Below are 21,495 nucleotides of genomic sequence, written 5' to 3'. Positions count from 1 at the left end.
TCCCAGCCTATTTGCGGCAAACGTCCTAAACTTAAATATAATCATCCCAACCCGGCCTCGCCGAGCCCGCTTGAGCAAAGCTATCTTCCACCAACTGGCACTCTGGCAGCGCCTTTAAAAATGCCCGGCCGTAACCCTTCGTCTGCACGCGTGGGTCGAGGATCACCACGATTCCCTTGTCGGAGTGCCCACGGATCAATCGCCCGAAACCTTGCCGTAATTTAATAATCGCTTCGGGCAATTGGTATTCCGAAAACGGCTGGCCGCCGCGTTCTTTGATTTGATTCAGCCGAGCCTGCAGCAGCGGATGGTCTGGCACGCTGAACGGGAGCTTCGTGATGATCACGTTCTGTAGGGCATCGCCGGGCACGTCGACCCCTTGCCAAAAGCTATCCGTTCCAAACAGCACCGAGCCAGGCGTCTCTTTGAATTTTTGCACCATCTGCCCGCGTGGCATGCCGTCGGACTGGCTGAACAGCGTGTACCCGTTCTGGCTCATCCAGCGGCTCACACGGGAAGCACAGTTGCGCAGCATGTCGTAGCTGGTGAACAGCACGAACGCGTGCCCCTGCGTTTGCTCGACGTATCGCTTCACCATGTCGGCCAAGGCCTGGTCGTAGTCGCGGCGGTTGCTCGGGTCTGGCATTCCTTTGACCAGCACCAGCTTGACGTTCTTCTTGTAGTCGAACGGACTGCCGGAGGTGACCTCGTCGTTACGCGTGATGCCGATGCGATCTTTGAAGAAGTCGAAGCCTTGGTCAGGCGACGACGACAACGTCGCGCTGGTCAGGATGACGCTGTCCACCTTCTGAAACAGCTCTTCCCGCAGCACTGGCCCCACTTCGATCGGCGTGGCGAACAGCTTCACGCGTCGATACGGCCCGCGCTGCTGGCTGCTTTCGACCCAGTAAACCGTGTGCTCCATCTTCTGCATTCGCCACGCTTCGATCGAGTCTCCCATCAGGAAGATACGGTCCGACAGCGAATGGAAGTCTTGCCGGGTTCCTTCTTCTTCGAATCGGTCCCCTTCCGACTTCACCATCTGAGCCAGCTTGGCCAGCGCCGGCGAAAGGACGTTCGGGATCAACTCCGGCACGGTCGCGCGGCCGTTGCCTCCGGGGTTTTCCTCCAGCCAGCTATCCAGCTCGTTGAAGAACTGCTGAGCCCGATAACGCGTGTGCACCACCTGGTTCATCGCGTCGCTGCACTCGTGATGCACCAACAGACCTTTTTGAGTGCGTTCGTTGAACAGCTTGTTCAACGCAAAGTCGATCTGCGTCGACGTGACCGACATCCCGAGGTGATCGCCTGCGACTCCTTCCAGCGTGTGCGCTTCGTCGAAAATCACCGCGTCGTACGAGGGCAGCAAACTGACGCCACTCCGCCGCAAGGCCAGGTCGCTGAAGAAGAGCGCATGATTCACGATCAGCAGCTGCGCGTTCTGCATCCGGCGACGTGCCCGGTAGTAGAAACAGTCGTCGTAGGTCGGGCACTTGCGTCCCAGGCAATTGCCGCTGTCGCTGGCGATTTCGTCCCACACTTTAATGGCCGGGCGAAAGTCCAGATCGCTCAGCGATCCGTCGGCCGTCTTCTTCGACCACTCCTTCAACGTGCGAAGCTGGGCGGTCTCTTCGTCTTTGTCGAACAAGCTGGCGCTGCGCAGCGAGGCCGCACCCAGCCGGCGGAGGCTCACGTAGTTGCCGCGTCCCTTGGCCAGCACGGCGGTGAACTCTAAAGGGATGGCCGCGTTGATCAGCGGGATGTCCTTTTCCAGCAATTGCTCTTGAAGGCTGATCGTATGGGTCGAAATCACGACGCGGCGTGACTTCTCACCGCTCCCCTGCTGACCGCAAGCCCACAGAATCGACGGCACCAGGTAGGCAAAGCTCTTGCCGACGCCGGTACCGGCCTCGACCACCAGGTGGCGATTCTTGGCCAGCGCCTTGCCCACGGCCTGGGCCATGGCCATCTGCTGGGGACGTTCTTCGTATTGCTTTAATCGACGAGCGATCAGCCCCTGGGGCCCCAGAACGTCCTCGATTGACAGGTTATCCATCCGTGAAATCCGTGGTTGCCTTTCATTGCCTTCCTCTCGGTGATCTCTTTGTCCTCTCTGGCTAAAGGACAAGTCCGCAACCCTTAACTCTATCGCGAATGCCGCGAACTGCCCACCACGATGGGTAAAAGTCGCGACGTAAGCTAGAGCAGGGCCACGATTTGGAATAGACTAAGGACCGGTTCTTTCTGGCCGACCTTTTCGTATCGTTCTTCTGCGTTGAGAAAGTCATCCACGATGCCGATCGACTTCGATTGCGCCGTTTGCAAGCATAGAATTCGCGTCCCGGATGGAGCCGAGGGAAAGCGAACCAAATGCCCCAAGTGTAGCGCCATTCAACCGGTGCCGTCTGAATCGGACGAACTGAGGCTTAAGGACTCCCCGGGCGAACCGGCCCCGACGCGTCGATCTGGGGTGGGTGATGCCTTTCAGCCGGCCGAGCCGGAGCCTGCGAAGCAAGAGAAAAGCCCGTTCGGCGATTTCGACTCCGGCAGCTCCGACAACCCCTACGCCCCCACTTTCGGCGAGGACGCCGTGAAGGTCAGTTCGGCCCGCATGGAGGCAATGGAAAAGCTGCAAACGCCGGTGCTCATCTGCCTGATTCTGGCCGGTCTGGGAATCGCGTCGAACCTGGTGACGCTGATTGTCTCGGTGATCGGCATCATTGGCGAAGGGGCCCGCGGAACGGACGTCGTCGTGCAGCTTGCCACGTACGCGATTGGTTTCGGCTTCGCGATCGGGCTGTTGGGGTTTGCCGTATTCGGTCTGATGCAGGCCCGCGATCTCAAGAGCTATGGCCTGGCCTGGGCAGGCTTCATTATCACGCTTCTTCCTTGTTCGTGTTGTTTTCCCCTTTCGCTTCCCATTAGTATCTGGGGAATGATGGTTCTGGCGGATAATACCGTCCAGCGCCAGTTCACTTCCTAGTCCATCGTCGGCACGTGTTGCTACTGCGTTGAAATTCCCCCGAACCGATCAGGTGCCTATCCATGTCGATCGACTTCCCCTGCTCGAATTGCCATCAAACGGTTCGCGTGCCCGATGGCACCGAAGGCAAAAAGACCAAGTGCCCCAAGTGCCAGCAGGTCCAGGTCATTCCCGATAAGAACTCGTTTGGCTCGGCACCTCCGCCCGCGCCCACACCTCCTCCGCAGCCGCCGCCCAAAAGTGAATCGATGTGGGATGACCTGACTCCCGAGCCGAAGCCTGCCGCGGCGTCTTCGAGCAACCCCTTTGGCGATGCCCCCGATCCGTTTGGCCCTCCGGCAACCAACCCCTACTCGTCGCCTGCTCAGTCGTCGTACTCCCCTCGGCCAGCTTCGCGTGCCGAGGCCCGCTCGAAGTTGATGGGCCCCGCGATTGGCGTTTTGCTGTGCAATGGTCTGGGGCTGCTTCTGCTGGCCGTGTGGGCGATTGCCACGATCATCGAACTGCAAGGCGGCGGCGAACTGAAGGATACTCCGGAAATCGTCGGGGCCAGCATCGCGCTGTTCATCATGTTTGGTCTCCCCTTCCTATTGAGCTTGTTGTGCATTGCGGCGATGATCCGCGCGTTTGCGGTGCGCAACTATGCCTTGGTCATGACCGGCTTCATCCTGTCGATAACGCCCTTTGGTGGAGGATGCGCCTGCTTGATCGGGATGCTGTTTGGCATTTGGGGGATCGTAATGATGAACGACGATTCCGTCAAAGCCGCATTCCGCCAGCCGTAGGTTTCGCCCTTCCTAATTGAGAAAGTCCCGAGATGCCGATCAGTTTTCACTGCGAAACCTGTCGGCGGTCTATCTGCGTTCCCGATGGTTCGGAAGGCAAAAAGACACGCTGTCCCGAATGCTATTCGATCGTCCAGATTCCCTTCCACGGGAATACGACCCTGCTGACGGTACCCAAGCAGCCGGAATTCGCTCCTTCGGAAGTCGACGACGACCCGCTGGGCATTTCCGGCAAGAAAGAGTCGCGCTGGGACCCCCAGGAACCAACCTCGTCCAATCCCTTTGCCGACCAGCCTGCTCCACCACCGATCGAAAGACCATCGACGCCAAGGCCGGGCCACCCGCGTGACACGACCAAAAAACAAAAGACTCTGAAGAACCTGGCGGCTATTTTATTGGCCCTGGGAGTGCCAATGTTGGTTTTCAGCCTGCTTGCCGTCAGCAGTCGCGTCCTGGCGCTGATCGACAACCCGACGGATGATTCGCAAACGCTCGGCGCCTTGGGGGGCATGGCCACGCTCTTATTGGTTCAAGTCGTGACCCTGATTGCATTGAACGAAGCGCGCGTGATGCGAAATTACGCCACCGCCCGCACGGGAATGATTTTGGCCATAATCCCACTTTCCTACCCGGCAGCTCTCATGGTCGTGCCGCTAGGGCTGGCGATCTGGGGGGTGGCACTTCTGTACGACCCCGATGTCCGCGCCGCCTTCGATAGCGAGCAAGGCAACACGCCTGACTGACACGCCCCCTTTGGTGTGTTAAAACAAGCGTTCCCTGTTGAAACAATCCCCAAGCTTTGCCTGTCTTATTCTCTGAGGAGATTCGCCCCATGGCTACCAACGGTGATCTGAATCGTAAATTGCGAATGGCTTTGGTCGGTGGTGGTTCCGGCTCGTTCATCGGCCGCGTGCATGCTACCGCCGCCGTCCTCGATAACCGCGCCGCACTGGTCGCCGGGGCACTCAGTTCGAATCCCGAGCGGGCCAAAGCTTCCGCCGCCGATTACGACATCCCCGAAGCCCGGGCCTACACCAGCTACCAGGAAATGCTGGAAAAGGAAAACGCCCTGCCCGAAAGCGAACGGATCGACTTCGTCTCGGTCGCTACCCCCAACCACATGCACTTCCCAGTCGCCAAAGCGGCCCTGGAAGCTGGCTTCAACGTCATGTGCGATAAGCCCATGACGCTGACGCTGGCCGAAGCCGAAGAGTTGTACGAAGTCGTGCAGAAGTCCGGCGCCGTCTTCGCCGTCACGCACAACTACACCGGCTATCCGCTCATTCGCCAGGCCCGCGAGATGATCCTCAACGGCGACCTGGGCGAGATCAACGCCATCCGCGTGCAGTACATCCAAGGTTGGCTGCGGACCAAGCTGGAAGACACCGACCAGAAGCAAGCCGCCTGGCGTAGCGACCCAGCCAAAAGTGGTGCCGCCGGTGCTTACGGCGACATCGGTACTCACGCCTACAACCTCGGCCGCTACATGACCGGCCTCTTGCCGGACAAGGTTAGCTCGCATCTGACCACCTTCGTCGAAGGACGCAAGCTGGACGACTACGGCACCACGGTCATTCGTTACGAAAATGGAGCCCTCTGCACGCTGACCGCCTCGCAGATCAGCCACGGCCGCGAAAACGACCTGGCGATCGAAATCGACGGCACCAAGGCCGCCATCCAGTGGCGTCAGGAAAACCCGAATGAAATGATCTTCCGCCAGAACGGCGAACCTCACAAGATCTACACCCGCAGCCCCGGTGCCCCGTTCATGACCCCGATGGGTGATGCCGCCTGCCGCATTCCGGCCGGTCATCCCGAAGGGTTCTTCGAAGCGTTTGCGAACATCTATCGCGCGGCGTTCGACGCGATGGCCCTGCGAGCGCTGGGCAAGGACTTCGAAAAGAAGGACACCATCTACCCGAACATTCACGACGGCGTCGAAGGGATGTACTTCATCCAACAGTGCGTTGCCAGCAGCGGGCAAGACGGCGCCTGGCTGCCGCTGAAGCACGACGCGGCTCGCCGATAATTCGCTTCGAATGCAGTCAACAAGTGACGTGTACCAAGCTGGATGAACAGGCAGATCATCACCCGCCCGTTTCCTTCCTCTTGAGGGCCGGAGGCCCGGCCGAATGTAGCCAGGGGTGATAACCCCTGGTTGCGGACTGCGGAATACTCTTGAGCCCTGGAAGGGCGACCGAAGTATCGAGTTTCTGTTTCGGTCGCCCTTCCAGGGCTTGCTTTTGTTGATGCCTTTTACCAGGGGCTTTCGCCCCTGGCTACATTCGGTCGGCCTTCCAGGCCTGAGGAAACTTGGGCAACCGGTCACTCGAATGGCTGCAGCCAAACATGCGGCTCAATCAGAAGATTCCCAAACACTCTAGACAATCACGCCATGAAAATCGAACACTTCGCCCTCCAGGTTGCCGACCCGATTGCCGTTGCTCGCTGGTATGTCGTGCACTTGGGGATGACCATCCAGAAGGGAAGCAAGCAGCCGCCGTTCGCCCACTTCCTGGCCGACGACGGGGGGCAGATGTTGATCGAATTGTACTTCAACGATCAGTTCGACGTGCCTGATCAGTCCCAGGTCCCGCCGGCTCACTTTCACCTGGCGTTTGTGAGCGACGACATCGAGAAAGACCGCACGCGACTGATCGAAGCCGGGGCGAAGGAAGAAGGCCCCATCGACACGCAGCCCAACGGCGACCTGGTTTGCTTTCTCCGCGACCCGTGGGGACTGACGCTGCAGTTGGTAACGCGGGTCGAGAAGCTGCTGGCCTAGAGTGATTTGTTTCGGCGTGCTGTTTCGTCAATAATCGGGAGCATCTTCCCTCTTTCCCTTGAAGGTGCTCCCCATGCGAATGCTCTCCACGCTACTACTTCTCCTGCTGCTCCCCGGCCTGACGTTTGCCGACGAACTTTCGTTCGAGCCCCAAGAGCTGAAAACCGAACTGGGCGTCGGATACGCCGTTCGTCTGCTCGACATGAACGGAGACGACAAGCTCGACATCTGCATCGTCGATCAACAGCGCATCCTCTGGCTGGAAAATCCCAGCTGGACCGAGCACGAGATCCTCGGCCCCGGCCAGACCAACGCCGACAACGTGGCGTTCGCCCCCGCGGACATCAACGGTGACGGTCAGCTCGACTTCGCCGTGGCCGCCGGCTGGGGTGGCGGCAAAACGCAGCGAGGCACCATCCAGTGGATCACCTCCGAGGGTGCCAAGGGGGATCACTGGAACGTGCACCCCATCCGCAACGAGCACAGCACCCATCGGATTCGCTTTGCCAACGTCCTCGGCGATGAGAAACCAGAACTAATCATCGGCCCCCTGTTCGGCCCGGGCACCACCGGACCTCACTTCGCGGAAAGTGGCGTGCGGTTGATCGCGCTCGAGATTCCCAAGAACCCGACCAGCGACCAATGGCCAGTCCACATGATCGACAACTCGCTGCACGTGATGCACAACTTCCTGCCGATTGACTTTACCGGCAACGGCAAGACCGACATCATCTCGGCCAGCTACGAAGGCATCTACCTGCACGAGCTTCAGGAAGATGGCACCTGGCAGAAGTCGCAGTTGGGCAGCGGCGACCAAGAGTCCAGTCCCAGCCGTGGTGCCAGCGAAGTTAAGGTCGGCCGGCTGGCCAATGGCGACCGCTACATCGCCACCATCGAACCGTGGCACGGCAACCAGATTGTGGTCTACACCAAGCCGGAAGATCAGCCGCTGCGAAGTCTCTGGACGCGGCACGTCCTGGACGACCAGCTGAAGTGGGGACATGCCGTCTGGTGTGCGAACCTGGACGACGATGCGGACGAAGAACTGGTGATCGGCGTGCGAGACGACCAGACCGACAGCACGCGCCGCGGACTGCGAATTTTCGACCCGCAGGATGCCAAGGGATCCCAATTCCAGCGAACCGTGATTGACCCTGGGGCGGTCGCGATCGAAGATTTAGCCGTAGGGGACCTGAATGGGGATGGCAAGGCAGACGTCGTTGCGGTCGGCAGGCAAACGCACAACGCCAAGATCTACTGGAACAAAACTCAATAGCACTCGCCAAGATTCTCAAACATTGCCTGTTTACCGGGTGGTTCCTACTATTTTTTATCGCAAAATTTCAATATCGCTGGGTGAATTCCGAATCGACCGTTACACTGGATTTCACCTGCCAAGAGCGAAATCTTATCTCCCCACATCATGAAGAACGAAATAGGAACAGGCCCGATGAGTAAAGTTCGTTGGGGTGTGCTGAGCACCGCAAAGATCGGCACGGTCAAGGTCATCCCTGGGATGCAGAAAGGGCAATATTGCGAAGTGACCGGCATCGCTTCGCGCTCGCTGGAAAGCGCCCAGGCAGCTGCGGACCAACTCCATATTCCCAAAGCGTACGGTTCATACGAAGCCTTGTTGGAAGACCCCGAGATCGACGCCGTCTACATTCCACTGCCCAACCACTTGCACGTGCCGTGGGCCATCAAGGCGATGCAAGCCGGCAAGCACGTGCTGTGCGAAAAGCCGATCGGCCTGAATGTGGAAGACGCCCGGCACTTGGCCGACATCGCTTACCAGCACCCGAACTTGAAGGTGATGGAAGCGTTCATGTATCGCCATCACCCGCAGTGGCAGAAGGCCCGCGAGATCGTCCGTGAAGGGGGCATCGGTACCCCGGTTACCATCCAGTGCTTCTTCTCGTATTACAACAACAACCCGACCGACATCCGCAACAATCCCGACTGGGGTGGCGGCGGCATCATGGACATTGGCTGCTATCCGATCTCGCTGTCGCGGTTCATCCTGGAAGGAGAGCCCGAAAAGGTGATCGCTTCGGTGACGCGCGACGAAGAGTTCAAAACCGACGTCGTCTCGTCGGTGATGATCGACTTCGGCGGCCTGATGAGCACGTTTACCTGCGGCACGAAAATCGCCCCGTACCAACGGGTCAACATCTTCGGCACCGAAGGACGCGTCGAGATCCAGATCCCTTTCAACGCCCCGCCTGACAAGCCGTGCATCATGTGGCATCAGCAAGGGGAACAGATTTTAGAGATCGAACTGCCGGTGGCCGATCAATACACGATCCAGGGAGACCTCATGTCGCAGGCCATCCTGGAAGACACCGACGTCCCCACGCCGATCTCCGACGCGGTGGCCAACATGGAAGTCATCGAAGCCGTCTTCCGTAGCGAACGCTCGGGTCGCTGGGAATCGGTTAGTCATATGGTGACGAAGTAAGCCAGCATGGCTGACTCACGCAAAGCCTGACGCATGTGGTCAGGCTTTTTTTGTTGGAAGTCACTTGGCGTAGCCTTGTTACTGAAACTCCGACTCGAAGTTAGTACGATCGCCTGGTTTGATCAACGCAGTGACCGTCCAACGTTCATCGTACCAGGCAGGTATGCGACAGAACGAGTGCGATGCACAGACTCTTCCGCAAGAGGATAAAATATTCATCCAGCTCTCTCTGCGTACGAAATTGTCGAAAAGGGACGGCCTTTGTCACTTTTCCTTACATTAACATCAGAAGAAAAATTCTCGGAGATGTTGAAATTATATAAATTTCACTTTAAACTCGCAAAAACAGTAGGATTCATCGACCGCTAGGATATATCATCCATTCATGCGGCTCCGGTGTTCGCTATCGCGTAAAGAATGCGCGTCACTTCCAGCTAAAGCCGCTTCGATTTTGCCATCGTTTTCACTTTTTTTAGCGTTATCTCGAATCCCGAAACGGAGACCGCCATGCAGGTTATCGGTTCGCCCAGTCGCGTCTCACGAAAATCGCCAGCAGGCTTCACCTTAGTGGAGTTACTGGTCGTCATTGCCATCATTGGCGTGCTCATCGCGTTGCTGCTTCCCGCCGTGCAGCAAGCCCGCGAGGCCGCTCGGCGGATGCAATGCACCAACCAAATGAAGCAGCTTGGGCTGGCAATGCACAACTATCACGACACGTTCCAGAAGCTTCCCCCAGGTAACTCCGAGATCGAGTCACTCGGCAAGCCGCGACGAGAATGGGGTTGGGCTCCCCGAATTCTCGCTTTCATGGAACAAACGGCCATTTACGATCTCATCGAGTTCGAAAAGCCCTCGTACGATCGCCCCAGCGGATGGAACAATACGATGATGGACGACCCTTCGGTGGTTTGTAACTACAAGTTCATTCGCATGGTACACCAGCAGTTTCTTTGCCCTTCCAACTCCCAAGGGGGCGAAGCCGCCGTCGAAGATCACTTCGGCACCGGCTGGGAGATCTCGCAGTGCGACTATGCCGCGAGCATCGGCGATTACCCCAACGGCACCGGCGTCGCTGGCGTGGGAGTCACCCACACCGGGGCCGGGAACTCGGAAGAATTCGTTCGTGGCGTGATTGGCACACTAGACTACTCGGCGAAATTCTCGGATATCACCGACGGTCTGAGCCATACCTATCTCCTTGGGGAATGTATTGGTGCGTGGAGCCACTGGCAGAACTGGGGTTCGGCCTGTTTCTCGAGCACGGCCTATCCCATCAATCATCGCAATCGCGATTTTTTGAATGGCACTCTTGGGCCAACGGTCACCGACTGGAGAGAGAACATCGCATTCCGCAGCTTTCACCCAGGCGGAGCGAACTTCCTATTGTGCGACGGTTCGGTGACGTTCCTGTCCGAAACCATTGACGGCGCCGCCTACCGTGCCGGGGCGTCCAAAGCCGGGGGCGAAGTTCCCCAACTTCCTTAATAACGGAATCCGTCCACTCGTTTGTTATTCACTCTTCATTACTGGCAGGAAATGTTTCATGAGTTTTTCCGTCAAGTACCTTGGTAACGGGGGGCAGCAAGTTCCATGTCCAAGACTCGCGTTTGCCGCACTTGTCTTAACCATGGCCGCTGTCATGCTGGGATGCGATAGCGGCCCCTCCCTAGGTCAAGTTACCGGCACGGTGACTTACCAAGGGAAACCGATCGAGAAAGGAACCATCGTGTTCGAGGTCCCTGGCACGCGATCCGCATTCGGTAAAATCGAGAATGGAAAAATCGTGGATGTTTCGACGTTCGAGAGTGGAGATGGCGTCCCACTAGGAGAAGCCACAGTCGCCGTAAACGCGTACGATGACGCTGGAATGAGCACCGAACAGACCTCCCCTAACGGGCAAAATGCTCCGGGAGGCACTGGCCGAATGGTCATCGGAAAAAACCTGATCCCAGCGAAATACAGTAACCCCACCACCAGCAATCTCCATGTGACCATTGAAGCGGGAATGAATGTGGTCGAACTAAACCTCCTTCCCTAGCCAAAGTGGTGCGTCTCAGCCAAACAGCGAGCCAACGCAGTTCCGCTCGACGGTTCTCGTCGATCTTGCTGGAGAAATCATCACTCACTTACTGCCGCTGAGCATCCTCCCGGGGGGGAAACTCGCCAGTATCATAGCCTTTGCGCTAACCACCTGTTACGGTGAAGGGTAGTTGCTGCTTACCCTTTTCTTTTCGACACGCAAAAGCCGGCTGAATGGAAGCTGATCAAGACGAAGCACTTTCCTCGACCGCGTTTCCGGCGGACGATGCTGCTTCCACAGATCCGTACGACCTGGAAGCAACCAAATGGTTGGTCCCGGCAGCCTTGGTTCTGTTTGCCATGTTGCTACTGGAGATCGTCGTGCTTTTGGCGTGGCGAACCCCCGGCGAGGAGCATGGAATCTTCATTCGTTTCGGCCAGGCAGGGATCGCGGGCTTCTACCTGGCGTGCGGCTGGGCGAAATGGTGGGTACGGTGGCTGGTCGCCTTTGGGGCGGTCGTGGCCTTTTCGATCACCATGATTCAGCAAATCGATCCAGTTGCCTATGTGATGTTTGGCGTGCTGATCATGCTATCGGCAGGCTTCACCTACCTGGTCCGCATGATCGTGGCCGTCATTCGCGGCGAGTCAAGCTCTTCGCAGCGTTTCACCATCTTCGGCTTGATGCTTGTGACCGGCATCGCGGCCGTCTGCGCGGTCGCGATGAGCAACCTTCCGGAATTTCAGGAACCGGCTCGCGGGGCGTCGATCGTCATCATGATGGCATGTTTTGGTTTGTGCTTGATTACCCAATGTTCTCCCCTGTGGACTACCAGCCAGCGTCAAGCCATTCCATTCGTCGCGAGTGCCGTATCCTTAGCACTGCTGATGCCGTTCGCCATCTGTCTCGTCTTCTACTTGATCCAAGATCAAATGCCGCCGATATGGAACGTGGTGTCCGCCTGCTGGCTGATGGCCTTCACCACCTGGGTCACTCTTTATCCGTTGGTGTTCGTCTTTTACGGCATGGGGGGCTCATTGGTCGATCCGAGTTGGAAGCTGAAACCACGCTACGAGCGACCCCACCGGCCGGCTCGCATCGAAGCAGAAGTCGACGTGCTGATGAGCGATCCTGGCGATGGAAACTAGAGCCGAAGTAACGACCCGTGAAGAGAACCACCCGGCGGATGACCATGCCGCGGCAAACCGGTCGACTCGAAGTGGACTGCTCCAGCTTTGCGGCATGGTCTCGCTGCTCGTCTGGGCACTGGCGATCTTGTTTTGCCTGTATGGCTGGCCAGACCGTCGAATCGAGTTCACCATGTTTATCTGCTATAGCCTGACCACGTTCGCAGGCTTCTACCTGGCTTGTGGCAATGCCCGGTGGTGGGTGCGGTGGCTGCTGGTCGGCATGACGATACTGCTGATCCTTTTCGCGAATCATGGACCCGGCATACCACGGCGATTGCGCCATGATGGGTTATCTGCGACACTGAGGCAATGGCGGTCAGGCGATTTTGTGACGGAGGTTGTCGCGGCCTGATCCGGTGTTCTCAGGTGCCTTTCTCATGTCGTCACGTTCGCCTGTTTCCCTTCAAGAGTGCTTTGCCGATCTGACCGATCCGCGGACTCGCAAGGTGACTTATCCGTTAACGAATATCGTGACCATCGCGCTGTGTGCGGTGATGAGTGGGGCGGATGATTTTGTGGCTATCGCCGACTGGGCCGAGATGAAGAAGGAGTGGCTGGGTAAGTTCCTTGATTTGAGTTCCGGCATCCCTTCGCACGATCGCTTTAATGCGATCTTGGCTTCGCTGAATCCGGCTGAGTTTGAGAAGTGTTTGCTGACTTGGATCACCGCCTTACACGAAATCACCGACGGGCAGATCATCGCGATTGACGGCAAGACGCTGCGGCGGAGTTTCGACAAGGCCAGCAGCAAGGCGGCCATTCACATGGTCAGTGCCTGGGCGACTGCCAATCATGTGAGTCTCGGCCAGGTAGTAACCGACGCGAAGAGCAACGAGATCACCGCCATTCCCAAACTGCTTGAAATCGTCGAGGTTTCCGGCAGTTTAGTGACGATTGACGCTCAAGGTTGCCAACAGGACATCGCTCAGAAGATCGTCGACCAGGGAGCCGATTATTGCCTGGCCGTGAAGCGCAATCAGCCGACCCTCCACGATTCGATCGAAGATTTTTTTGTCGCGCAGCAGGAAAGCAATTTCAAGCGAGCCAAAGTACACCGTCACGAAACGCACGAGAAAGGGCATGGTCGCGAGGAGTCGCGTTCCTATTATATCTGCCCTGTGAACGACGAGATCATCACACGAGATCGTTGGTCGAACTTGAGGGCGATCGGGATGACGATCAATATCGTGAAGCAAGGCGGGAACGAGACGAGCGAGGTGCGATACTATATCCTGAGCAAGTACCTTTCCGGCAAGCGTTTCGCCGAGGCCGTTCGCGGTCATTGGGGCATTGAAAACAGCCTGCACTGGCAACTGGACGTGACGTTCGGTGAAGATCAATCTCGCATCCGCAAAGGGCACGCCGACGCCAACTTTAGCCTGCTACGAAGGACGAGCCTGAGCCTGCTGAAGAACAACAAGACAGCCAAGGTCGGCGTGAAGAACAAACGATTAAAATGCGGCTGGGGCGATGACTACCGCATGGAAGTCCTGCTGGGACGGTGAGTTATGGTGCAATCGCCGTGAGGCATCAGCAGGTGGGCTATATCAATACAGATGTAATTTTGCGACATTGGTAATATTGTTATTTGTTGAAGCTTGCGTGTAAATCCATTTGAGTGATCATTTAGGACTGAAATATTGATCCTTCAATGGTCAACGCATTTTCTCAATAGCAAAGGCCACATCGGTTTCGTGACCTTTGACGAAGTAAAATTGCCGACCGGTTAAAGGCCTAGCCCTTCGAGCCAACTCGACTTGTCCCATTCGACCCAGCTTTCAACGAGTTTGTCACCCTCGTAGTGATCGGTATGGACGCCGGTCCAGGTGGTCGTCTTGCCGGTCGAGTTGGCATCGCGGAACGCGCCGGTGTTGGTTGCCGTCATCCGCCAACGCGAGCAGACATAGTCCCCTTCGGCGACTTGCAACAGCACTTCCATCTTTACGTCTGAGAAGCCCTCGTGAAAATCAGAGACGAGGGCTTTCCACTCGCTGAGCGACTTGGAAGAAGTGCCACCGGCTGCGTCAGGAAATTGGTGATTGACGTAGTCGTCGGCAAGGTAATCCGACGCTTGGTGAACGGCGTTGTCGCCCCACAATTCGAGAAGCTTTTTCGAGCACGCTTTGCGATCGATGGACATTGGATTCCCCCATGAGGTGAGTTGACCCTCTACGAGGTTATCCTTCACAGGGAAGCACTGCAAACGTTTTGGCCAAACGAGTCGAACAGAAGACATGAGGAACGAAAAAAGCTCCTTGCGCGGGCAAGGAGCTTTTTGTGTATTCTATCAGCCGCCAGCGAAACTACGTGACCGCACACGAGTCGTCATCGGGGCATTGGTAGTCGAAGAACTTGCGTTCCTTGATCACCTTGGCCACGGGAGGCGGGACCATCGTTTCCCACGAGGGATCGCAATCGCCAATCTTTCGCAGCACGTCACGCGAGAAGATACCCAAACAGTCGGGATTGTAGTTGTCGAGATCGCTGATCCCGTCCCGCTCCAATAGGTAGCGGTAGAGCTTTTGGAGTTCCGGTTTGATGTTCAGCGTTTCGCAGGTTAATAGTTCGTCAGTGTCGCGATCTCTCAGTGGATAGCAGTAGATCTTCAGGTCGTTCTTGAATAGGCGTCCGAACGATTCCAGAATGCCGCCGTCGAGCGTCGTGTAATACTTCTCGTCGAACAGCTCGCGAAGGCTGGCCGCTCCCATCACTACGCCGATGTGTTCGTTGGTGCAGCGAGCCAGGTAAGCGCCCAACCGGTAGTACTCGAAGTAGTCGGAGATCAGCACGTTCATGCCGCACGCGGCCATCACATCGGCACGTGCAAGGAAGTCGCGGCGGTCGATCTCGCCTTCCGCCTTCAAGTTCCGCATGGTGATCTCCATGATCTGAGCCACCTCTTTCCCTTTGACGTCGGGAAGCTGCGAGAACTTTTCGTGGGCACAATTGAGCATGTCCAGGTTCACGTTACAAACCGGACGGAAGCTGCCACGCTCGACCAGAATGGGTTTCTTGTAAAGGAACTCGGACGGTTGCAGCACTTCGCCGTTGGCCGCGAACATGGCCGCCCCGCTCAGGCCCAGTTCCACCAGTTTCAAGCTCATCAGGCGATTGTCGACCCGACGGAATGCGATGCCGGAGAACTCGATCATGTCGATCTCGATACGCGAGGTCGAAAGACCATCCAGCAGCGAGTCGACCAACAGTTCCGGTTCGTGATGGTAGTTGAACGCGGCGTAGACCAGGTTCACGCCGACGATCCCCAAAGCTTCCTGCTGCAGGGCCATCTCGTTGTCGAGCATGCGGACGTGGATGATGATCTGGCTATCGTCGTCGCGCGGGTGGGCTTGGAACTTGATTCCCATCCAACCGTGACATTCCGAGCCCCCTTTGTATCCGCGGGCCTTCACCGTATCGGCGAACGCGAAGAACGTGCTCGTCTCGCCCCGAATGTCGGTCAGACGTTCCAGATTCAAAGCATGCTCTTGGTCGAGCATCGCCTGCAGACGTTCGCGGCAGACGTAACGCTTCGCACGTCCGTAGATCGCATCGCTGACCTGCATGTCGTATGCCGACATGCTCTTGGCGATCGTTCCGGCTGCACCCCCGACGCGGAAAAACCAGCGGACGACTTCCTGGCCGGCACCAATCTCGGCAAACGTGCCGTATCGGCGATTGTCCAGGTTGATGCTGAGCGCCTTCTGGTGAGTATCCAGTGGCTTTCCGGATGTGTTTTGGAGCATGCGACTTCCGCTCGGTAGGCGTTGGATTGGTTGAGAAAGTTACGCGGCGAGTTACCTGTCGCACGCCGACATTTCGCCACGCGTGTTTCAAAACACTGATGCGAGTCAGGACCTAGCGATCAAGATAACAATTGGCGCAGTTCGTGCCACAGTCATCTATCGGGCATGCGTCGGCGCGAGTCGAGCGGGAAGGTTAACTTTTCCGTGTTTAAGGGATATGAGCACGCTAACGGCGATTACGGGCAAATCTCGTTCCCCTGAGTTTCTGTAAGAATTTGCCGCATTCTCGTCGTTTCGTTCCGGAAAATCGTTGTGACCGGGGCATGCGGGCTCTAGATTTCCGAGTAGGGTCTCAAAATTTATCTATGCGTTTTGTGCATGGCAGCTATAGAGAGAATTCATTGGATGAATCACTCGTCGCGCGGGAGAATTGAAGGAAGTTGACTGGCCGGTGCCCCACAGCGGGCCATTTCAAATCATTCCAACCAACCGGAGAGATCATGACACGTACCATTCCCATCACAGCTTTTTTGGCGAGTTGTGCGGTGATGTGCCTCACGGCATCCGCCGTAGCTCAGCACCCAACCGTTCCTGCCGGTCATCCGAGCACGGACGCAGCGGCACCCGCGAGCAAGTGCCCCATCACGGGGGCCATGAACGCCCTGTTCACCGCGGCCCATGCCAAGACGGACGATGCCGAGAAAATTCCAGAAGCCTACATGAACTCGGGCCCCGTGATGTCCGTCAAGGATTGGTGGCCCAATCAGATCGATCTGCAAGTTCTTCACCAGAACTCGGCTCGCAGCAATCCGCTCGGTCCCGACTTCAACTATGCCGAAGAGTTCCAGAAGCTCGACATCGACGAGGTGAAGGGGGACATCAAGAAGTTGATGACCACTTCCCAAGACTGGTGGCCGGCCGACTATGGTCACTATGGCCCTCTGTTCATTCGAATGGCCTGGCACAGTGCCGGTACTTACCGCGTGACCGATGGTCGCGGTGGTGCGTCGGACGGTACTCAGCGTTTCGCTCCGCTGAACAGCTGGCCTGACAACGCCAGCTTGGACAAAGCTCGGCGCTTGCTCTGGCCGATCAAGCAGAAATACGGCAACAAGATTTCGTGGGCCGACTTGATGATCCTGGCCGGTAACTGCGCCTTGGAAGACATGGGATTTGAAACGTTCGGTTTCGCCGGCGGTCGTGAAGACGTTTGGGAACCGCAAATGGACGTTTACTGGGGACCAGAAAACAAGTGGCTTGGTGGCGAGCGTTACGACGTCGATGGCAAGCTCGACAATCCGCTGGGCGCGACGCAAATGGGTTTGATCTACGTCAATCCCGAAGGCCCTAAGGGAGAACCCAATCCACTGGAAGCCGCCAAGGCCATTCGCATCGCTTTTGGCCGCATGGCGATGAACGATGAAGAAACGGTGGCTTTGATCGCCGGTGGTCATACGTTCGGCAAGGCCCACGGTGCCGCTTCCCCAGCTGAGTACGTCGGTCCCGAACCGGAAGCCGCCAGCATCGAAGAACAAGGCTTCGGCTGGAAGAACAAGTTTGGCAAAGGTAACGCTGAAGATACCATCACCAGCGGTTTGGAAGGTGCCTGGACCTCGACGCCAGCTCATTGGTCGCACGACTACTTCGACAACATGTTTAAGTATGAGTGGGAATTGACCAAGAGTCCTGCCGGCGCCCATCAGTGGAAGCCAAAAAACGGTGGCGGTGAAGGTACCGTGCCAGATGCCCACGTCGAAGGCAAGTCGCACGCACCGATGATGTTCACCACCGATCTGGCCCTGAAGATGGATCCGGAATACGCCAAGATCTCGAAGCGTTTCCACGAGAATCCAGAAGAGTTTGAAAAGGCTTTCGCTAAGGCCTGGTACAAGTTGACTCACCGCGACATGGGCCCTCACGCTCGACTACTCGGTGCCAGCGTTCCCGAACCACAATTGTGGCAGGATCCGGTCCCGGCGGCCGATTACACGATGATCAATGACGCCGACGTGGCTGCATTGAAGAAGACGATCCTCGACACCAATCTGACGATTCCTGAACTGGTGGAAACGGCCTGGGCTTCGGCCAGCACGTTCCGTGGTTCGGACATGCGTGGGGGTGCCAATGGGGCTCGCATTCGCCTGGCTCCGCAGAAGGATTGGGCTGTGAACAACCCCGAGCAGACCGCCAAGGTGATTGCGGCGCTGGAAAAGATCCAGCAGGATTTCAACGGTTCGCAGTCTGGCGACAAGCAGGTTTCGCTGGCCGACTTGATCGTGCTAGGCGGTTGTGCCGCGGTGGAAGCCGCTGCCAAGGAAGCCGGGCACGACGTGAGCGTTCCGTTCACGCCAGGCCGAACCGATGCGACCCAGGAAATGACAGACGTCGAATCGGTGGCCTACCTGGAACCGACTTCCGATGGCTTCCGCAACTACATCGGCAAGAACGACTACGATCGTCGCAAGCCGGAAGAAAAGCTGGTCGACAAGGCGAATTTGTTGACGTTGTCGGCTCCGGAAATGACGGCCTTGGTCGGAGGGCTGCGAGCCTTGGACGCCAACACGGGCGACTCGAAGGCCGGCGTGCTGACCGATAAGCCTGGCACGTTGACCAACGACTTTTTCGTTAACCTTTTGGACATGGACACCACTTGGCACAAGACCGGCGACAACTCGTTTGAAGGCCGCGATTACAAGTCAGGCGAAGTGAAATGGACGGCGACTCGAGCCGACCTGATCTTCGGATCCAACTCGCAGTTGCGAGCGATCGCCGAAGTCTATGCCACCGACGGTGCTGAAGAACGTTTCGTCAGTGACTTCGTCAAAGCTTGGAGCAAGGTGATGGACCTTGATCGTTTCGACGTCGATCGCGCAGATCCTGAGTTGAACTAAGCGAGAATTCGCGAGTGCAATCCCCCCCGGACGCGTCCTGCCGCCGCTTTGCGGTGGGACGCGTTTTCTTTTGCGCGACCCCCAAAATAAAACGGCCTCGGTGGGATGGGTATCACCGAGGCCGTTTTGTGAAAAGGAAAGGGAGGATTGTCGAAAAGAATGGGGCGGAGTTCGTTCTAGCCGAAGAGTGCCGTAACGGCTTCGGCCTTCACTAGCTCGCGGGGCTGATTCAAATGGTTGTAAACGATCGTCTGCGGATCGATGCCGATCGCGTGGTACATCGTGGCTAACAATTCGGTCGGATGAACCGGATCGTTCTTCGGCGCCGAAGCCGTATCGTCCGATTCGCCGTAGACCTTGCCGCGACCGATCCCAGCACCAGCCAGGCAAGCCGTATAGCAGTAAGGCCAATGATCGCGGCCATCGGCGCTGTTGTTGTTGCCCGAGGTGCTCACGCCGCGCTGTGGGCTACGGCCAAACTCACCGACGGCAACGACCAGCGTTTCGTCGAGCATGCCTCGGTCGTCCAGGTCGGCGATCAGCGAGGACAAACCGGAGTCCAGCATCGGTGCCGACTGGTTCTTCATGCGGTTGCTCAGATCTACGTGGTGATCCCAGCTGTGATTGTTGCTGTTGGCGACTTTCGGCCAGATCACTTCCACGACCCGGGTACCCGCTTCGACCAGGCGGCGTGCCAAAAGTAAGCTCTGGCCGAACGTGTTCCGGCCGTAGCGATCGCGGGTCTTGTCGCTTTCTTTGGAAAGATCGAACGCGTCGCGAGCCCGACCGCTGGAGATCAGGTTCAGAGCCGTTTCGTAGTACTTGTCCAGGTCGTACGACTCGACCGCTTTGTCCAGCGCCGGCATGCCGGCGTTGATCATGTCTCGCAGGCGTGCCCGACGTCCCAGACGCGTGCTGGTGATCTCAGGCCGCAGCTTCAGGTCGTCAACATTGATGCGGTCCATCTTGTTCATGTCCATATCATCTCCCGACGGGAACAGATAATACGGATCGTAGGCACGCCCCAGAAAGCCTGCGGTGCCCGACTTGTTGACGACGTTACTTTCCTGCAGCGGTCGCGGCATCATCACGAACGGCAGCATGGGAACTTCCGGCGGCTTAAACTTGATGATGTTGCAGCCGAAGTTGGGGAAGTCCTTGGGGGTGGGCGGTTCTAACTGTCCACTTGGGCTGACCTTGTCGGCTGTGTAGCCGGTATGCATTTGGTAGATGGCGGCGGTGTGATTAAACAGGCCGACCGGGGTATAGCTCATTGAGCGAATCAGCGTGAGCTTGTCCGTCTCTTGGGCCAGCTTGGGCATGTTCTCGGTCAGATCGATGCCAGGCACCTTGCTGCCGATTCGCTTGAACACGCTCTTCACGTTGTCTGGTACGTCATCTTTCGGGTCCCACAAGTCCAAGTGGCTAGGGCCGCCTTGCAGGTAGACCAGAATGATGCTCTTCGCTTTGCCGAAGTTGGCACCGTGCGAGTTGGACTCGGCCGCCAAGGCTTGGCCTGACTGCAGATTCAGCATTTGCCCAAGCGAGAGACCCAGCATGGCAGAACCGCCAACGCGCAGTAGATCGCGACGAGTTGGTCCCAAGTGGGAATCGCAGACGTCCTTCGCTTTACTTCCAGGAATGACCAGCATGGGAATGCTCCTTGGTCAAATTGGGACGAATACCGACGCCGATGCGACGGTATACAAGCGGAGGTAGGACAACCCAAAAGCGTCACCAAGTGGGAGATGACGTATGAGAGACGAGGTTCTCTCAAGCTGGGTAGCCAGCGCTTGCGGGGATAGCGCGGTCCTCAAACCAGGGGCCTGTTAGGATGAACCCCTCAATAACAAGCCTTTTCGGCAGTATGACGCTTTCAATATACAAAGTCAAGCTTTGCCACTTCTACTTCAGATAAAGGTGCTAAGAATCACGCTATGTGGCCTGAAGTCAGTGCTAGCGGTAATCCAAGGGGTGTTGCTCTTGCCACGGTGGAAGGAATTTTGATACGTATCACGCCCGAATTTTCTCGATGCCAAAGGAGGCCGATGATGCGACGTCGAATGCTGAAATGGATTGCCGGCAGTTTTGCTCTGGGGGGTGCTTATGCGCTGGGGCAAGGTTGGCTCGCTCCACAACGACTTGACGCAGCCGAAGTGGCGAACCTCCAAGACACGCTCGAACGGGGTCTTTACGCCCGTCTTCCCGAGCAATTCGCGTTTATTGCTCTGGTGGTCAAGCTTGTCGAGCAGGACAAACTCGAGCTGAAGCTGGTTTACTCGACCTTTCAGTGGTCGCGGAAGTACGATAAGGGACGACGCTACTACTATTTCGAGGCCGCTATCAGAAAGCGTGCTGGCGATTTGGGAGTCGTGGTCTAGTCTTACCTGAATTCGTAAGCTTGCGAATTACTTGACCAGTTTGCAGATTCCGCGAGAATCGTGACGAGAAGAGCGACACCTGCGTGCTTTTGCGCGGTTGATTCTATTGGAGCGGCCCCCACGACCCACCTTGGCCGTTCGTCCCCGGAACAGAACAGACAGAGAAGGTAACAGCATGATCCTTAAGGAATCGACCTGGACCAAAATTACCCAAGTGGTTTTGCCCGGGTTAGTTCTCTTTAGTGCGTTGGCTTACATG

General features: G+C 57.2%; 18 protein-coding genes. 14 read left to right on the top strand and 4 right to left on the bottom strand.

All coding sequences use genetic code 11. The features are described 5' to 3' along the window. Positions 1-31: 31 nt before the first annotated feature. Complete coding sequence (locus Pan97_RS01860) at positions 32-2,056, bottom strand: ATP-dependent DNA helicase (RefSeq protein WP_196782246.1); 2,025 nt, start codon at positions 2,054-2,056, stop codon at positions 32-34. A gap of 237 nt (positions 2,057-2,293) precedes the next feature. On the opposite strand from Pan97_RS01860, the gene Pan97_RS01850 reads away from it, so the two are divergent. The 12 genes from Pan97_RS01850 (at position 2,294) to Pan97_RS01795 (ending at position 13,726) form a co-directional block, all read left to right on the top strand. Further along, entirely contained in the window at positions 2,294-2,983 is a 690-nt protein-coding gene (locus tag Pan97_RS01850; RefSeq protein ID WP_165698567.1) for a hypothetical protein, read from the top strand. A gap of 62 nt (positions 2,984-3,045) precedes the next feature. Further along, the gene (locus Pan97_RS01845) at positions 3,046-3,768 is read left to right on the top strand and encodes a hypothetical protein (protein WP_144970215.1); all 723 of its coding nucleotides are present in this window, start codon (positions 3,046-3,048) and stop codon (positions 3,766-3,768) included. A gap of 32 nt (positions 3,769-3,800) precedes the next feature. Beyond that, positions 3,801-4,511 carry an MATE family efflux transporter gene (locus Pan97_RS01840; protein WP_144970213.1) on the top strand — a complete coding sequence of 237 codons (711 nt, stop codon included), beginning with the start codon at positions 3,801-3,803 and terminating at the stop codon, positions 4,509-4,511. 89 nt (positions 4,512-4,600) lie between these two features. Further along, positions 4,601-5,797: a Gfo/Idh/MocA family protein gene (locus tag Pan97_RS01835; protein WP_196782245.1), complete on the top strand. Its 1,197-nt coding sequence runs from the start codon at positions 4,601-4,603 to the stop codon at positions 5,795-5,797. Positions 5,798-6,163: 366 nt separating this feature from the next. Next, positions 6,164-6,553: a VOC family protein gene (locus Pan97_RS01830; protein WP_144970211.1), complete on the top strand. Its 390-nt coding sequence runs from the start codon at positions 6,164-6,166 to the stop codon at positions 6,551-6,553. Positions 6,554-6,626: 73 nt separating this feature from the next. Beyond that, positions 6,627-7,829: an FG-GAP repeat domain-containing protein gene (locus Pan97_RS01825; RefSeq protein WP_144970209.1), complete on the top strand. Its 1,203-nt coding sequence runs from the start codon at positions 6,627-6,629 to the stop codon at positions 7,827-7,829. 174 nt (positions 7,830-8,003) lie between these two features. Next, complete coding sequence (locus Pan97_RS01820; RefSeq protein WP_144970207.1) at positions 8,004-9,011, top strand: Gfo/Idh/MocA family protein; 1,008 nt, start codon at positions 8,004-8,006, stop codon at positions 9,009-9,011. Positions 9,012-9,518: 507 nt separating this feature from the next. Further along, a complete protein-coding gene (locus Pan97_RS01815; RefSeq protein WP_144970205.1) occupies positions 9,519-10,496 on the top strand; it encodes a DUF1559 domain-containing protein in 978 nt (325 codons plus the stop codon). Positions 10,497-10,554: 58 nt separating this feature from the next. Next, positions 10,555-11,049, top strand: coding sequence for a hypothetical protein (locus Pan97_RS01810; protein WP_144970203.1), 495 nt, complete (start codon positions 10,555-10,557; stop codon positions 11,047-11,049). A gap of 215 nt (positions 11,050-11,264) precedes the next feature. Continuing rightward, positions 11,265-12,179, top strand: a complete 915-nt coding sequence (locus Pan97_RS01805; protein ID WP_144970201.1) for a hypothetical protein — start codon at positions 11,265-11,267, stop codon at positions 12,177-12,179. Then, positions 12,169-12,573: a hypothetical protein gene (locus tag Pan97_RS01800; RefSeq protein WP_144970199.1), complete on the top strand. Its 405-nt coding sequence runs from the start codon at positions 12,169-12,171 to the stop codon at positions 12,571-12,573. The genes Pan97_RS01805 and Pan97_RS01800 overlap by 11 nt, the downstream gene beginning before the upstream one ends. Positions 12,574-12,598: 25 nt before the next feature. Beyond that, positions 12,599-13,726 carry an ISAs1 family transposase gene (locus Pan97_RS01795; RefSeq protein ID WP_144970136.1) on the top strand — a complete coding sequence of 376 codons (1,128 nt, stop codon included), beginning with the start codon at positions 12,599-12,601 and terminating at the stop codon, positions 13,724-13,726. Between the two features lie 221 nt (positions 13,727-13,947). On the opposite strand, the gene Pan97_RS01790 is transcribed toward Pan97_RS01795, so the two are convergent. Both Pan97_RS01790 and Pan97_RS01785 read right to left on the bottom strand, forming a co-directional pair. Continuing rightward, positions 13,948-14,361 carry an ester cyclase gene (locus tag Pan97_RS01790; RefSeq protein WP_165698566.1) on the bottom strand — a complete coding sequence of 138 codons (414 nt, stop codon included), beginning with the start codon at positions 14,359-14,361 and terminating at the stop codon, positions 13,948-13,950. Between the two features lie 163 nt (positions 14,362-14,524). Further along, positions 14,525-15,964 carry a TonB-dependent receptor gene (locus Pan97_RS01785; RefSeq protein ID WP_144970195.1) on the bottom strand — a complete coding sequence of 480 codons (1,440 nt, stop codon included), beginning with the start codon at positions 15,962-15,964 and terminating at the stop codon, positions 14,525-14,527. A 500-nt stretch (positions 15,965-16,464) separates the two neighbouring features. Here Pan97_RS01785 and katG point away from each other — a divergent pair, with 500 nt between their 5' ends. Beyond that, positions 16,465-18,855, top strand: coding sequence for a catalase/peroxidase HPI (gene katG / locus Pan97_RS01780; protein WP_165698565.1), 2,391 nt, complete (start codon positions 16,465-16,467; stop codon positions 18,853-18,855). A 176-nt stretch (positions 18,856-19,031) separates the two neighbouring features. Here katG and Pan97_RS01775 read toward each other — a convergent pair whose 3' ends face one another. Then, entirely contained in the window at positions 19,032-20,507 is a 1,476-nt protein-coding gene (locus Pan97_RS01775; protein WP_144970193.1) for a DUF1501 domain-containing protein, read from the bottom strand. A 396-nt stretch (positions 20,508-20,903) separates the two neighbouring features. Here Pan97_RS01775 and Pan97_RS01770 point away from each other — a divergent pair, with 396 nt between their 5' ends. Next, positions 20,904-21,236: a hypothetical protein gene (locus tag Pan97_RS01770; protein WP_144970191.1), complete on the top strand. Its 333-nt coding sequence runs from the start codon at positions 20,904-20,906 to the stop codon at positions 21,234-21,236. The last annotated feature ends 259 nt before the right edge of the window (positions 21,237-21,495 follow it).

Origin of the sequence: Bremerella volcania (assembly GCF_007748115.1) — a bacterium.
Classification (GTDB): Bacteria; Planctomycetota; Planctomycetia; order Pirellulales; family Pirellulaceae; genus Bremerella; species Bremerella volcania.
Note: the sequence above shows the minus strand (reverse complement) of the source record. Positions and strands in the feature narration are given on the sequence as shown.

Bases quoted from the DNA above. Each gene is read 5' to 3' on its own strand.
- Pan97_RS01785 (WP_144970195.1), bottom strand. From the start codon at position 15,964: ATGCTCCAAAACACATCCGGAAAGCCACTGGATACTCACCAGAAGGCG.
- Pan97_RS01820 (WP_144970207.1), top strand. From the start codon at position 8,004: ATGAGTAAAGTTCGTTGGGGTGTGCTGAGCACCGCAAAGATCGGCACG.
- Pan97_RS01810 (WP_144970203.1), top strand. From the start codon at position 10,555: ATGAGTTTTTCCGTCAAGTACCTTGGTAACGGGGGGCAGCAAGTTCCA.
- Pan97_RS01815 (WP_144970205.1), top strand. From the start codon at position 9,519: ATGCAGGTTATCGGTTCGCCCAGTCGCGTCTCACGAAAATCGCCAGCA.
- Pan97_RS01790 (WP_165698566.1), bottom strand. From the start codon at position 14,361: ATGTCCATCGATCGCAAAGCGTGCTCGAAAAAGCTTCTCGAATTGTGG.
- Pan97_RS01850 (WP_165698567.1), top strand. From the start codon at position 2,294: ATGCCGATCGACTTCGATTGCGCCGTTTGCAAGCATAGAATTCGCGTC.
- Pan97_RS01775 (WP_144970193.1), bottom strand. From the start codon at position 20,507: ATGCTGGTCATTCCTGGAAGTAAAGCGAAGGACGTCTGCGATTCCCAC.
- Pan97_RS01840 (WP_144970213.1), top strand. From the start codon at position 3,801: ATGCCGATCAGTTTTCACTGCGAAACCTGTCGGCGGTCTATCTGCGTT.
- katG (WP_165698565.1), top strand. From the start codon at position 16,465: ATGACACGTACCATTCCCATCACAGCTTTTTTGGCGAGTTGTGCGGTG.
- Pan97_RS01835 (WP_196782245.1), top strand. From the start codon at position 4,601: ATGGCTACCAACGGTGATCTGAATCGTAAATTGCGAATGGCTTTGGTC.
- Pan97_RS01795 (WP_144970136.1), top strand. From the start codon at position 12,599: ATGTCGTCACGTTCGCCTGTTTCCCTTCAAGAGTGCTTTGCCGATCTG.
- Pan97_RS01770 (WP_144970191.1), top strand. From the start codon at position 20,904: ATGATGCGACGTCGAATGCTGAAATGGATTGCCGGCAGTTTTGCTCTG.
- Pan97_RS01845 (WP_144970215.1), top strand. From the start codon at position 3,046: ATGTCGATCGACTTCCCCTGCTCGAATTGCCATCAAACGGTTCGCGTG.
- Pan97_RS01825 (WP_144970209.1), top strand. From the start codon at position 6,627: ATGCGAATGCTCTCCACGCTACTACTTCTCCTGCTGCTCCCCGGCCTG.
- Pan97_RS01800 (WP_144970199.1), top strand. From the start codon at position 12,169: ATGGAAACTAGAGCCGAAGTAACGACCCGTGAAGAGAACCACCCGGCG.
- Pan97_RS01830 (WP_144970211.1), top strand. From the start codon at position 6,164: ATGAAAATCGAACACTTCGCCCTCCAGGTTGCCGACCCGATTGCCGTT.
- Pan97_RS01860 (WP_196782246.1), bottom strand. From the start codon at position 2,056: ATGGATAACCTGTCAATCGAGGACGTTCTGGGGCCCCAGGGGCTGATC.
- Pan97_RS01805 (WP_144970201.1), top strand. From the start codon at position 11,265: ATGGAAGCTGATCAAGACGAAGCACTTTCCTCGACCGCGTTTCCGGCG.